The sequence below is a fragment of the Serratia sp. PL7 genome (assembly GCF_945957435.1).
Window position 1 is genome coordinate 150,033 of sequence record NZ_CAMFLB010000017.1, and the last position, 12,257, is coordinate 162,289.

At 46.3% G+C, this 12,257-nt stretch carries 11 protein-coding genes and 1 riboswitch; of the genes, 6 read left to right on the plus strand and 5 right to left on the minus strand.

Annotated elements, in window-relative coordinates:
* Nucleotides 1-211: 211 nt before the first annotated feature.
* Nucleotides 212-916: an HAD family hydrolase gene (locus N6G83_RS38975; protein WP_211136951.1), complete on the minus strand. Its 705-nt coding sequence runs from the start codon at nucleotides 914-916 to the stop codon at nucleotides 212-214.
* 1,005 nt (nucleotides 917-1,921) lie between these two features.
* On the opposite strand from N6G83_RS38975, the gene N6G83_RS38980 reads away from it, so the two are divergent.
* The 6 genes from N6G83_RS38980 (at nucleotide 1,922) to N6G83_RS39005 (ending at nucleotide 7,370) form a co-directional block, all read left to right on the plus strand.
* A complete protein-coding gene (locus N6G83_RS38980; RefSeq protein ID WP_211135945.1) occupies nucleotides 1,922-2,440 on the plus strand; it encodes an outer membrane beta-barrel protein in 519 nt (172 codons plus the stop codon).
* 294 nt (nucleotides 2,441-2,734) lie between these two features.
* Nucleotides 2,735-2,809: riboswitch (Fluoride riboswitch) on the plus strand.
* A 105-nt stretch (nucleotides 2,810-2,914) separates the two neighbouring features.
* On the plus strand, nucleotides 2,915-3,817 hold the full coding sequence (locus N6G83_RS38985; protein ID WP_211135946.1) for a manganese-dependent inorganic pyrophosphatase: 903 nt from the start codon (nucleotides 2,915-2,917) through the stop codon (nucleotides 3,815-3,817).
* A 3-nt stretch (nucleotides 3,818-3,820) separates the two neighbouring features.
* Nucleotides 3,821-4,249 (plus strand): universal stress protein, encoded by a 429-nt coding sequence (locus tag N6G83_RS38990; protein WP_199063823.1) that lies wholly within the window; start codon nucleotides 3,821-3,823, stop codon nucleotides 4,247-4,249.
* 14 nt (nucleotides 4,250-4,263) lie between these two features.
* Nucleotides 4,264-5,544, plus strand: coding sequence for a phosphopyruvate hydratase (gene eno / locus N6G83_RS38995; RefSeq protein ID WP_074029731.1), 1,281 nt, complete (start codon nucleotides 4,264-4,266; stop codon nucleotides 5,542-5,544).
* A 322-nt stretch (nucleotides 5,545-5,866) separates the two neighbouring features.
* Nucleotides 5,867-6,769, plus strand: a complete 903-nt coding sequence (locus N6G83_RS39000; protein ID WP_211135947.1) for a hypothetical protein — start codon at nucleotides 5,867-5,869, stop codon at nucleotides 6,767-6,769.
* A gap of 88 nt (nucleotides 6,770-6,857) precedes the next feature.
* Nucleotides 6,858-7,370 (plus strand): DUF3828 domain-containing protein, encoded by a 513-nt coding sequence (locus N6G83_RS39005; RefSeq protein ID WP_074029729.1) that lies wholly within the window; start codon nucleotides 6,858-6,860, stop codon nucleotides 7,368-7,370.
* Between the two features lie 3 nt (nucleotides 7,371-7,373).
* On the opposite strand, the gene N6G83_RS39010 is transcribed toward N6G83_RS39005, so the two are convergent.
* The 4 genes from N6G83_RS39010 to N6G83_RS39025 all read right to left on the minus strand — a co-directional run bounded on the left by N6G83_RS39010 (nucleotide 7,374) and on the right by N6G83_RS39025 (nucleotide 12,137).
* Nucleotides 7,374-8,774: an HdeD family acid-resistance protein gene (locus N6G83_RS39010; RefSeq protein WP_211135948.1), complete on the minus strand. Its 1,401-nt coding sequence runs from the start codon at nucleotides 8,772-8,774 to the stop codon at nucleotides 7,374-7,376.
* 1,488 nt (nucleotides 8,775-10,262) lie between these two features.
* Nucleotides 10,263-10,688: a hypothetical protein gene (locus N6G83_RS39015; RefSeq protein WP_260524124.1), complete on the minus strand. Its 426-nt coding sequence runs from the start codon at nucleotides 10,686-10,688 to the stop codon at nucleotides 10,263-10,265.
* Nucleotides 10,685-11,218, minus strand: coding sequence for a hypothetical protein (locus N6G83_RS39020; protein ID WP_260524125.1), 534 nt, complete (start codon nucleotides 11,216-11,218; stop codon nucleotides 10,685-10,687). Before N6G83_RS39020 ends, N6G83_RS39015 begins: the two co-directional genes overlap by 4 nt.
* A 394-nt stretch (nucleotides 11,219-11,612) precedes the next feature.
* Nucleotides 11,613-12,137, minus strand: coding sequence for a hypothetical protein (locus tag N6G83_RS39025; protein ID WP_260524126.1), 525 nt, complete (start codon nucleotides 12,135-12,137; stop codon nucleotides 11,613-11,615).
* Nucleotides 12,138-12,257: the final 120 nt, after the last annotated feature.

Sequence of the window (12,257 nt, forward strand, 5' to 3'; positions counted from 1 at the left end):
AGCCCGACGTTGAACGGTTGAAGTAACTTGAAGACGAGAATGCGCAGCCCGAAGAGGCTGCTCGTACATGTCATATTAGTTAAGAAGGCGCTATAAGTAGCTCTGGACTGAAAGAATGACAAACTAAACGTAGTGTTGATGTGTGATATGACCAGGGCATTGCAACGTTTCGCCTGCAAGAACGCCTGAGTTAAAACCCTGTTTAATATATTTACATGTGAATATCAATAATAGATAAAAGCTCCTTTGTAGTATATGCAATATAATCTGGCTTAACTTTCCAGTGTTTAGGTTCAGAAAGACTATATGCCGCAGCGACTGAGATAACATTAATTCCGAGTTCGGATTGTATGTTACGAGCAAATTGCGTATCAGACTCATGGTCACCTATATACATAATTGAATGATTTTTAGCACGGCCAAAAATTGACTTTAAACATTTAACACCACCAAATGGATGTGGTTTTTGGTAATGATTTGGAACATCATCATAACCAACAATAGCTTTAAAAAATTCAGACACCCCATTTATTTCAAACACTCTACGGATATTTCCCTTTGAGTTTTGTGAGCAAATACCATGAGGGATATTTTTTGATTTAATTAAAACATCTTTAACACCATCAAAAAGCACAACTTTGGTTTTATTTTTATCTTGAAACTCTGCCCACAGGCTTCCGGCAATTAACATTTCTTCATGTGACAACCCATAGTAATCAATATATAGCTCTTGCCAATTTTTAGCTCTATGATTAGCAATATGGTATAACTCTTCACTCTGTAAGCATTTGGGTAAATTTTCTTTTGTCAAATGCGGCGCGACAATGGATAGAATCTCCTTAGTGATGGAAATATTTTTGGGAACGGTATTAACCAGTGTTCCATCATAATCCCAAAGTATTGCATCTAACTTCATTGAATCAATCTCTCACTGATAGTTAATCAACCTCAATCATAGCATAAAATCATATGCCATTAAACATGACCCAACATTAGACCATGCCTAGAAAATCACTAAACCCTCATCAAAATTATTTACATAGAAAGAATTATTAAAATCACTTTTAATTTAAAGTAAACAATCATCATGGATTTTAAACTGCATTTGTGGCGTTGCCGCATTGATTCTAAGTTAAACTATAGTAAGTAATGTAGCTAATTAGTAAGTGAGATGTGCATGATAATGATACCAGTGTGTAACCTCTAAAAATAAAATAAATATAATACAATATGTTAGTGGGGCGCCATTTATCATTACTTAGGTATATTGAACATCTTGGCTTCCATTTTTATTTTTTTCTTGATTTCCCTGTTTTGTTGAATGATAATTGACGCAAAGGTAATGGTGCTCTACCTTCTCCGAACCGCCACTTATAATTAACCTATAAAGTGGATAATGGCGCCTGATATATTTTCGCTTATTCAAATAGGCTAACTTGTCAGGTATCGTCATGAAAAAATCAACAAAAACCTATTATTACTTGGTACACGTAGAGAATAAACCCTCTAAATCCATCCTTGCCTTTGTTTTACCCTGTATTTATTACCTCTCCTATTCCTCACGATCTGTAATTAGCAATAAAAAACATCATAAAATGTTTTTTAAAACAGTGAGTTATAAAAATACGCATATTTTGGACATTGCCATCATGAATAAATTTTTAAAAACCCTATTTTTAATAGGTACCATTCTTTTAGTTAACAATATGGTGAGCGCTTCTATGAGAGGAGTGTCAAACCATCATCCCACCCATACAAAAACCGCAATTAAAAGACTAGGTAGATTATCTTTTAGAGTATCAACAAATAGACGAAACCATTGTTTAGTTTGTTAATATTACCATTAGGCATTACATCATGGTGATATCAACAAAAAACATTTCCCACCATAGAACGTTTAGTTATATCTAAGGAGTGTATTTTGAAAATTAAAAAAACATGCTATGCTTTGCTTTTCCTCATTGCTCCACTATCTGCACTTGCAGGGCAAGAGTTATCTTTAAATTCTGGAGTTACTTATATAGAAGGTAATGATGCAGGTGGTCATATACAAATAGGGTATCAATATGGTTTTACAAAAAACCTGGGCATTTATACTGGCTATGCCTATGGACATGCTAGCCTAGCTGGCGATACAGCCCTAATTATTTCAGATGGTTACGCTCATCCTGAAAATATAACCTATCATACAATTCCGCTCGCCTTGCAAGCCACGCTGCCTTTGGGGCATCATTCACTCTATATTCGAGCAGGCACTAACCTTTATCATGAAGATAATACTATTGAGAGTAAAAACGGACTTGGCCTTTATGGCGCCGTTGGGTGGAAATATTATTTTGGTGATGAGCAAAATTGGAATATCGGCTTATCTTATCAACGGATGAAAATGCACAATTACAATGCAAACATAGGGACGTTTGATATAGGATATGGCTTTTAGTGATTAATCGGATATTATTCCATCACTGGAGCACTCCCAATTCTACAGACTGCTTCTGTCCTCACGATGAGGCCTTTTCGAAGGCCTCTTGACAGATGCCGCTGTGATAACGGTGGCGCCGGGTCCGGTTGTAGAGTACTTCAATGTAGTCGTGAAACGTAATTCAGAATAATAAAATTCACCTAGAATTCAAAGTAGTGAAGCTTTAAACGATTTTCTGAATGTCAGGAAAAAATGATCACGATCAAAGTAGGCGGCATTTTTGTTGCACAGATTATAATTTTGCCCTATGCTTTTTTTCAAGGTGATGGTGTTCCACCTTTCCCAACCGCCGGACTGTCCAGTTCGGATGATGACGCCTGATATACATTTTTGCTTTTATCCTTAGGCACGTATGTCAGGTACACTTATGAAAAAAAATCATCTTTTACCTTTGATCTTTCTTGCGTCTGATACCTCAGAGGAGACGCTGAAATGATCTATGTCTTTGGCCATCAGAATCCCGACAGCGACAGCATCTGCAGCGCGCTCATTACAGCAGACTGGCTGACAAATCTCGGCAAGCGCGCGACTCCTTTTAGGCTCGGTGACATTACACCTGAAACGGCGTTTATTCTGCAGCAGGCCGGAGTAGCCCCTCCCCCCTTGCTCGACGGAGACCTCAGTGGCAAACAGGTATGGCTGGTCGACTTTACCGATCTGGAACAGGGCCCTTCCTCACTTGCCGACGGCAACATTGTTGGCATCATAGACCATCACCGGCTGGGCACGGTTATGACACAGGATCCTCCGGATGTTTGGATACGTTCCTACGGCTGCTGTGCCACGGTGATCTGGCAAATCCTTACCCTTGAAAATCCTCAGCCGATCTCTTCATCTCAAGCCATCCTGATGTTAGGAGCGATACTGAGTGATACTGTTGCGCTCACATCACCTACCACTACAGCTCATGACATCGCTGCCGTGCAGTCATTATTCTCCATAAGCCAACTCAATTATGACTCTTTCGTGAAAGAGTTGCTGATCGCGAAAACAGATATTGGGGGGCAAACACCAGACTCACTTCTTAAGAAAGACGCCAAGCGCTACCGGATTAACGCCCAGTCGGTGCTGCTTTCTCAAATCGAAGTCGCCAGCATGTCAGCAGTAGATGCAATGCTCGCTGACCTACTTATCGCATTAACAAAAGAGTGTCAGTCCGGCGATTTTGACATTGCGATGTTGGCTGTCACGGACATCTTTAAGAAAAACACAACGATATATTTCTCAGAAAATAATGCGCTCAATCTAACGTGTCTGTCTCTTCCAGGCATTATAAGCAGGAAAAAAGAGATACTGCCGTGGCTGACGGATACTTTCTCAACCTCCTCGAGGTAGTCAATGCAAATGTATAAACATGCTCTGTTAATGCTCAGCGATGAAACCGACGGCCAGTTTCTGCTTCAAAGTGTCGCCAGGAGTTTTCATGAACAAGGGACGGCGATCACCCTTGGACACCTCACTTCAAATCTTCAAGAGTTAGACATTACCTCAGACTCTTTAACGAAAGACCGGCAGTCTGCTGAAATTATTGCGGCAAAAGCAATGCTTAGTCGGTTAGTGAAGACAGTCAATTTTCCCGTGGATGTGAAAGAGATAGTGACGATCAGCCGCTTTAAAGACCTAGAGGCCTACGTCGCCGATGCGGGTGTAGATCTGGTCATTATGGGACATAAAAACAGACTTTTCGGGATGCTCTCTTCCCATTCAATTGAATTCGTCAACCATCTGACCGTTGACGTGTTGATTAAGCATATTGCAACCAACTGATATTAGAGGTTTATATGAGCTTTATTATTGAAACAATCCATGCCCGTGAAATCCTGGACTCTCGGGGTAACCCAACCCTGGAAGTCGATGTTTCAACCCAATGCGGTACTGTTGCAAGAGCCTCCGTCCCCTCCGGAGCAAGTACCGGTTCGCGAGAGGCTATAGAGCGCCGCGATGGTGATAAAACGCGCTTCGGCGGGAAAGGTGTCCTCAATGCGATCAAAAGCGTTAACACTGAGATTCATAACAGCCTTAAAGGGCATGATGTACGCGATCAGCGCGGCATCGATAACATTATGATTGCCCTGGATGGGACGGATAATAAAGCGCGCCTGGGGGCAAATGCTATTTTGGGCGTTTCATTGGCCGTATCACGGCTCGCCGCTCAACTATCTCATACGCCTTTGTACCGCTATCTTGGTGGGATTGGGGCAAATCTGCTGCCGGTGCCTTGCATGAATATCATCAATGGGGGCGTTCATGCCCGCGGTCAGGGGGCTGACTTTCAGGAATATATGATTGCGCCTTACGGCGCACCAACGTTCAGGGAGGCCATGCGTTGGGGTAGTGAAGTATACCAGTCGCTTCGTCAGGTTCTTCTTGAAATGGGCCTGTCAACCGGTGTGGGCGATGAAGGAGGTTTTGCTCCGGCAGTTTCTTCAAATCGTGAACCGCTGGAACTGATTGTCCTTGCCATAGAGAGAGCTGGGTTCCGCCCTAATGAAGATATCGTTATCTGTATGGACCCAGCCTCCAGTGAGTTTTATCGAAACGGAAAATATCATCTGCGTACGGAGAATGCCGAGCTGACCTCGCAGGAGATGGCGGACTACTACCAGATGCTGGTTAAAACCTTCCCGATTGTCCTTATTGAAGATGGCCTCGCGGAAGATGACTGGGCAGGATGGAAAATTCTGCATGATCGATTGGGAGATCAGATTGAACTGGTTGGTGACGATCTGTTTGTGACCAATGTGAAGTATATACAGCGCGGGATTGATGAAAATCTTGCGAATGCTGCATTGATTAAACTCAATCAGATTGGCTCCCTGAGTGAAACCTTTGATGCGGTTCAGCTCTGCCATGACAACAACTGGGGTGCCTTTATCTCACACCGCAGCGGAGAGACGATCGACAGCTTTATCGCCGATATGACAGTGGCTATGCGTGCAGGTCATCTCAAAACAGGAGCCCCGTGCCGGGGTGAGCGTATCGAAAAATACAACCAGCTCATGCGAATTGAGGATGAGTTGGGTTCGTCAGCACAGTTTGCAGGAAAGTCAGCCTTTAAATAACCTATTATGGCAATAACCCTGGCGAACCGCCGGGGTTATTAATGGATATATATTTATTCTTTCTATGCTTACACCTGCGATGCAAAGCTTGATTGTCATAAACAGGAAAGCAAACTGACCAAAGCTACTGAATATCGGGCACATGCCCCCAGAAGCGGAGATTTCCCTTGCAGTGAGCCGTGTATCATAAGCAGAAAATAGTCCCTGAGTCTGGTAATCTACCAGGCTTGAGTTCCTTGGTTTTAAGCCTTCCGGCTAACTAGCTAGGGTACAGCAAGACACTAATTCAGGATTATGTGATTGATTATAGGGATATAAAAGTATGATTGCCGAACATACCGCGTTTTTCGCCAGCCCCTCCAAGCGATGTGATGATGTGTCAGCCATCGAGCGTAGAATAGCGACAAAGACGCTCTACTTATTGCTTTCTCCCGTTTTCACACTTGTTTTCATTGCATCTCTGGCTACGCCAACCCTATTTTTTATCGAGGGTGACACCTTTCTACTTGGTGTTTTATTTTTATTAATCCTTCTCCCCCTGAATTATTTATTCTTTAAAAGAATTAGCGACAACTTAAAATTAAAGCATGGAGAGGTATACTTTAACGTCACCTCTCAAGGTGTTTTTTATACGCGATACAACGATCTGTCAGGCGGTGTAAGTCATTATCAGCTACTATGGCCAGAAGTCACTGGCTCGTTAGAGGACGGCACCAAGGCCACGATTGGCTTTCGTAATACGGGCTATAAAAACAACACTAAAAACCTGGTTATCTACACCGTAAACCAATCCGGTGAAACGAAAGAAAATTTAGTCCCGGTGCATGAAATAAAGAAATTCAAGCATCACTGGGACATTACACGTGCAATACTGATGCAGATTGCCTCGCTGCAACGGCCTGAGCTGGTGATTTCTGAGGAGGTTTTCTATGACTTCAGTGTTAACCCCTCGACGTTTCAGTTTCAGAAGAAAAGCCTTCGAAGAAGGCTGGCAAACTTCGTTGGGATCACTACGTCACTTATCCTTATATGCGGGGCCTTGTATGGTGCATCTATAGGGCTTACAACGATTGAAATAAGTGGCTTCTGGTTTGCGATGTCTCTGGTGATTTTGTTTTTGGTTATGATATTAATCATCGCGTTCACCGTGGTGATCTTTGATCGCATCCCTTTCTTTAGGAATAGCTTTCCAGCGTATACTTTAGTTGCGTACAGAGCTGATTAAGAGCCATCAGGCGTTGCCATCAACGTGAGCGCTCCGTAGTATGGACCAGCTGATTTAAAGGATAGAGAACTTTTAAGGGGTGGTAACCATGCGTTTTTTGGCTTTGCTTTGTTTTTCTCTCCTTTCGTTTGCTGCACTCCCACAGCCCGCCTCGGCCATTGAAAATCCCAGTGCCTTTTTAGCACGGATTTATGCCACCTATAGCCATGATGAGGTTACAGCCGCATTCATCGGCGAAACAGGCCCGAAGCGGATTGCCTCAAAGAAATTCATCGCTGTGTTGGCAGAGGATCAGGCGCTAACCTTACCTGGCGATATGGGCTATCTTGACGCCGACCCGATCTGCCAGTGTCAGGATTATCAGAACCTGGTGGTGACGGATATCAATATTCTCTCTAACGATAATAAAAAATCGCATGCCACAGTCACCTTTCGCGCTTTTAGAGATAGCAACCTCACGACAACCACCGAGTTTGATTTAGTGGCTGAGAATGGGCAGTGGTTTATTGACGATATTTTTGATACCAATCAGCAGAGTGTTCGTCATGCTATTGATGCCAATAATAAAGCCCTGCGTATAAAGGGGGAAACATTGCCATAATCGCTAGTTGCCTTTGTCATTTGAGGGCTCACTGCGAACGCCTGACGCTATCGTGCCCTGTGCTTTTTCATCGCGCCATTGCTTGCGCAAAGAAAACATTTTCTCTAGGGCACGTCGTATGGTAGTTATCCAACCGGCCGGCCGGGGATCCGCCAACATGCTTAATGCACGTGCATAGTCAAGCACCAGCCCTGGTGTCCAGGCCATCGTTTTTGCACGTTTACGTATTTGTACCGCCACCCATAATTCCGGCGTCGTGAGAATTTTACTCAACACCCACCAGTGGCCACGTTGCCCCCATATTTTACTCACTACGCCTTCCAGCGCCGCTTCAAGACCCCGTGCCACACTGCTTGAGCAGTTACGATAGGTGAGATTATAAGTATTGTCTTCACGATAAACTTCCCAGAACCGTTTCAGACGTTCAGCATCGTAGTTCCTGATCCGCACACGCTGGGTTGAAGGACACCATGCACCTGACTCAGTCACATAATCCGGTTGGAATTTCCCTTTAACATTATTGTCTGCGGTTGCCCGCAGCAAGCGGGTAAATTGATCTGGCGACCGGTCAATATCGACTGCGGGATACAGACTGATATAAATGCCTTCCGGAGATTCTAGTGCAGCATGACCAGTAGAAATCACCCCATCTTTATCCACCGCAGCAATATAACGATCAATAACAGGATGAGGTACCGTTGCACTCTTCGAGGATCCCACAGGAGTCCAGACATGTATGGTCAATGCAGGTTCATCATCATCCGGAGGACCTTCCCATTCAGTTACCAAAGGCGTGGTTATTGCGCTACTGGCTTCCTCTGCGGCCTTATTACCCAAAACTGCGGGGTTGACCTCCAGCTTTTTGACGCGCATCGCCAGCATAACCATATTCCACCCACCAAACATCAACCCCAGTCCTAAACAATAAGGTACGGTGCCGACATAATGGGTCGGATAGGGTTGAAAGAAGAAAATAGCTAACATAACTTCCAATACACCGCCAGCCACCACCAACTTCCAGTTTTTATAGCGCACGACCCCAGCGGAGACGATTTGCAGTAGCCCATCGGCCAAAAACAAAGTGCCAAAAATCATCGATAAAATAAAATGGCCATGGTGTTGCCCACTCAATATCAATATTGCGGCCAGTGAAAATGCACCTCCTTTTACGTAACGCAAGGTACGTTGCCCGCCGATGCCGGTATGTGCGACCATCAACGTTGCCAGTCCCTCTACCAACAACAGGAAAGCGAAGGGATGCAAAGGGAAATAAATCGCGTCATCCAACGCATCGATGAAAACGATTAAACCCGCTAACACGCCTAACCAACCGGCAATCATCAATCCTCGCCAGCGGTTACGCAAATAATCAACCCCAAGTAAAATCATTACCAACCGAACCATGCCTTATCCCCTCTAATTGTAAGGCGGCTTGTCAGATCTACGCAGAGGTGCTCTTCCAAGATGGCATGAGTATAGTTTCCACCTCTGAAATCACGCAATTTGTGTCGTTTCAAACTGCATAGGTGCAACTACAGGCATTTCTGTACAAGATACTGGGTTGATTGGGGAAATGCGGGTTAAACCAAGTTGATATGAAAAATGATAAAAACGCTGTTAAATCAGAGAGTTGTTGATTTTGCTGGAGTTCGGGGGAGACTTGAGATTGGAGCGGGTGAAGGGAGTAGAACGCCAGAACCTAAAGCCAGTTAAATAGGCATTTACTGACTTTATAAAAATGAAACTACACACATTCCTATACACATTTGTTTTTGCTTGCCACGATTTAGTGTGATTTTTAGCCATATGGAGATCGGTGCCGGTGGAGTGTTACCGGTGGCAATAACCCGCCATCCAGAGTAAAGCCGTACAGCTCTGCCGTTGAATATTGCCACTCCACTGGTGCAATCTAGTTCACCTATTACTCAAAGCCTCAACGGTGCCGCTGTGACGCTTCATAAGGCTGCCAAACTCGGAAACCACCTCACGCGCTGTTATCTGGTAGCCATTGTGATAACCGGCCGCGCCAGTCACCGTTAACCGCTCTCCCCGCTGGTGGATCATCAATTCCAATGCCAGCAGGTCAAAGCCGATTACCTGCATCGGGGTACGGGCTACGCTTATCTGACTCCACCAGCACTGTGGCCGCTGCCATAACTCGGCCGGTTCTGGTCTGTATGCGCCTGGGTGCCTTGGTGATTGTGCCGCTGATCGTTGCCGTGTGCTGCGTGGTCTTTTTCCGTCGATTCTTTCGCATCGTTGCCCACCTGTAGAATTTCACGTTATCCGCTCGCTGTAAGGATCGGCATTTTACAGGATAAAATTCTATATTGTGCTGCTGTTCAGCTTGGCGTGATGCGCCACCACTAGATCCCCGGCTCACCGGTGTAAAGACTGCGGGCGCGTTGCTCCTGCATGTTATGGCCGTGGTGGTATCGCTGGTGGCCGCACATCCAGCATGAGCAAAGGCAAGGGGTGCGATACGCCTTCCCTGCGTACCTGTGCTCTCCGTCGCCAGCGGTGTGATAACTGCCCCGCTTTAACTTCAATCGCTGTGAATGGTGACGCCGTTCCGCTCTGGTCATTGCTGCTGATCCTGTATTGATGCCAGCCAGGGTAGAAGCCTTTTCTTGGCTGGCGGGTTGTGCTGTGGTAGTGGTTCGAACGTCGCTATTTGTCGCAATGGCGGGAACTCTCCGAACCTTATCAAAACTTATCATCCGGCCGCACTGGGGAATGACCAAACGTTATGATTTGTTAAGGTCTCGTTGGTGGCGGGGTATCATAGCGGGCTACCGTGAACCTCTCGCAACGTTACCATTTGTTACCATCCGGCCCGCTCAAGTGTCTATATTTGTCGCTACTTGGTGCGCTTTGAAAAGTGGCTGAATGTTAGGATTTATTAGGTTTCGATAAAGCTGCAGACACTTCTTTAGCAAGGCGTAACGCTGCCTTTGCCTGAGCCTGCCCTAGGCTTGCCAGAGCAAGCGCCGCCTTGGCGTTATCCAGCTCAGTGCGTGCTATGCGTTTGGTGTGTTGCCACATGATACCATCAAGCAACATCCGTTCGCGGTAGGCTTCTGAGCCAAGGGCAGCATCCGGCATCAGGCGCGACAGCTCCCCCACCCGCTCGGCGACCATCAGGTTACGGGCTCGCAGTGATACCAGCGGCGGTAATTGCCCAACGCCGCGCAGTGGAAAGAATGCCCGCCTGCTTCGCTCCCCATGCTTCACCGCGTTCGTGTTGCCCAATGGGGCTCCCGCACCTGCACGTTTTCCACCCCAGCCTGATCTTGATTGTTGGTTCGATTTTTTCATTTTGCAGCCCTTCTGCGCGGTGCAGGCTTTTTCCACTCATACGCCGGCGCTCTGATTTTTTGAATAAACCGCTCACGGTTTTCCGCGCTGCGGATAATCAGCCGCGCCAGCTCCCGGCACTCAAACGACGATACCGAACCGCCGTTAACCCGAATACTCGCCGCAGCTATTTCTGCCAGGTGCTTTGGTTTCATGGTTGTTACCTCAAGGATTGCGCGATGGTTTTTTACCCTGACTGGCGTAATGAATACCGCCACACTGGCGGCACTGCAAAGACGGTCCGGAAAGATACAGCGCAGCCTTGCGGGTTTTGCATACCGGGCATACATACCACCAGCGAACACCGCCATATTTCGGGCTGGTGGTTGCCAGCTCCACGGTAACGTAATGATCGCCCGGCAGCGTTGCCACAATGCGCCCATCGCCCTACCACCGTAAAAATCGGTAATTCCCGCCCAACCGTTATAGACCGTGAGGTTAGGTTGACACTTTTCATGAAAAACCACGAAAGACGGTACATTACGGTACATGGCTGCTTTACACTTTTACGCACCAGGCATGAAAAACCTTAACATTTCTATACATCTAACGTGAAAAAAACGCCCTTCAATACTGGCTAAGCCTATTACTGGCGCGGGTTTGAAGCAATGTGTAAAGTCCGACCATGAAAAGTGTCAAGCATGGCCGTGAACTTGACGCTTTTGCGCAAAAAAACGGGGGATCCCGGTAGCTGGCATATATAAAACTGTATACCGAACACTGAATTCGCGGGGCAACTTGACACTTTCCGGGAAAACTTGCGATTTAACCTTAGCTTTTCTGTACATCGGGTTTACACTTTTTCCGCAACCGTCGCAAAAGTGTAAACCTATCCGTTTCGTTTTTGGTGCCCACTTGACACTTTTCCTGCCAGGTTGCTGACGATCACCCTTCAGCCCACTTGGACAACGCCGTCAATCCCTCTTGGCTCCATTCGGCCATATCATCAGGGCATAAGCCGGCACTGTGGCATAATTCCTGCCTGATTAGTCCTATGGCAACTCCTGCGTTGGTTTTTAAGTCATACCGAACAACGTAGTGTTCCGAGTCGCCATCATCCAGATAAATACCATCATCCTCCAGAAACTCTACCGACCAATTAAGCTCCCCGGCGGCAAGCCTCACGCGTTGCTGTATTTCTTCATTGGTGGCTGGTGGCGGTGTCTTATTGTCGCCAGTCTGTATCGCGATCCAGAATTCCCCCCATGTCATTTCGAGCGTTCTGCTTTCCCGTTGTTCAGTAGTGGTGACTTCCGGCCCTGGATCATAACCGCCTTGCCGTTGCCGTTCGGTGGCCTCAACGTCAATCTTGGTACCGGACATCACAACGTCGCCCCTGGCTATCCAGTCGTAGACGGTCTGGCGACTGACGCCGCGATGTTTGGCGTAGGCGGCTTTGCTCATCAGCATGGTTTTTTCCTGGTGTTTGGCTCACCCCCAGAAAATGGCCTGTTCGGAGGGCGAACGCTTCACAGCGATGGCTGGTGGATTACTGCCGCCATCACTGTTGGCTTGTGGTGGACATAGCAA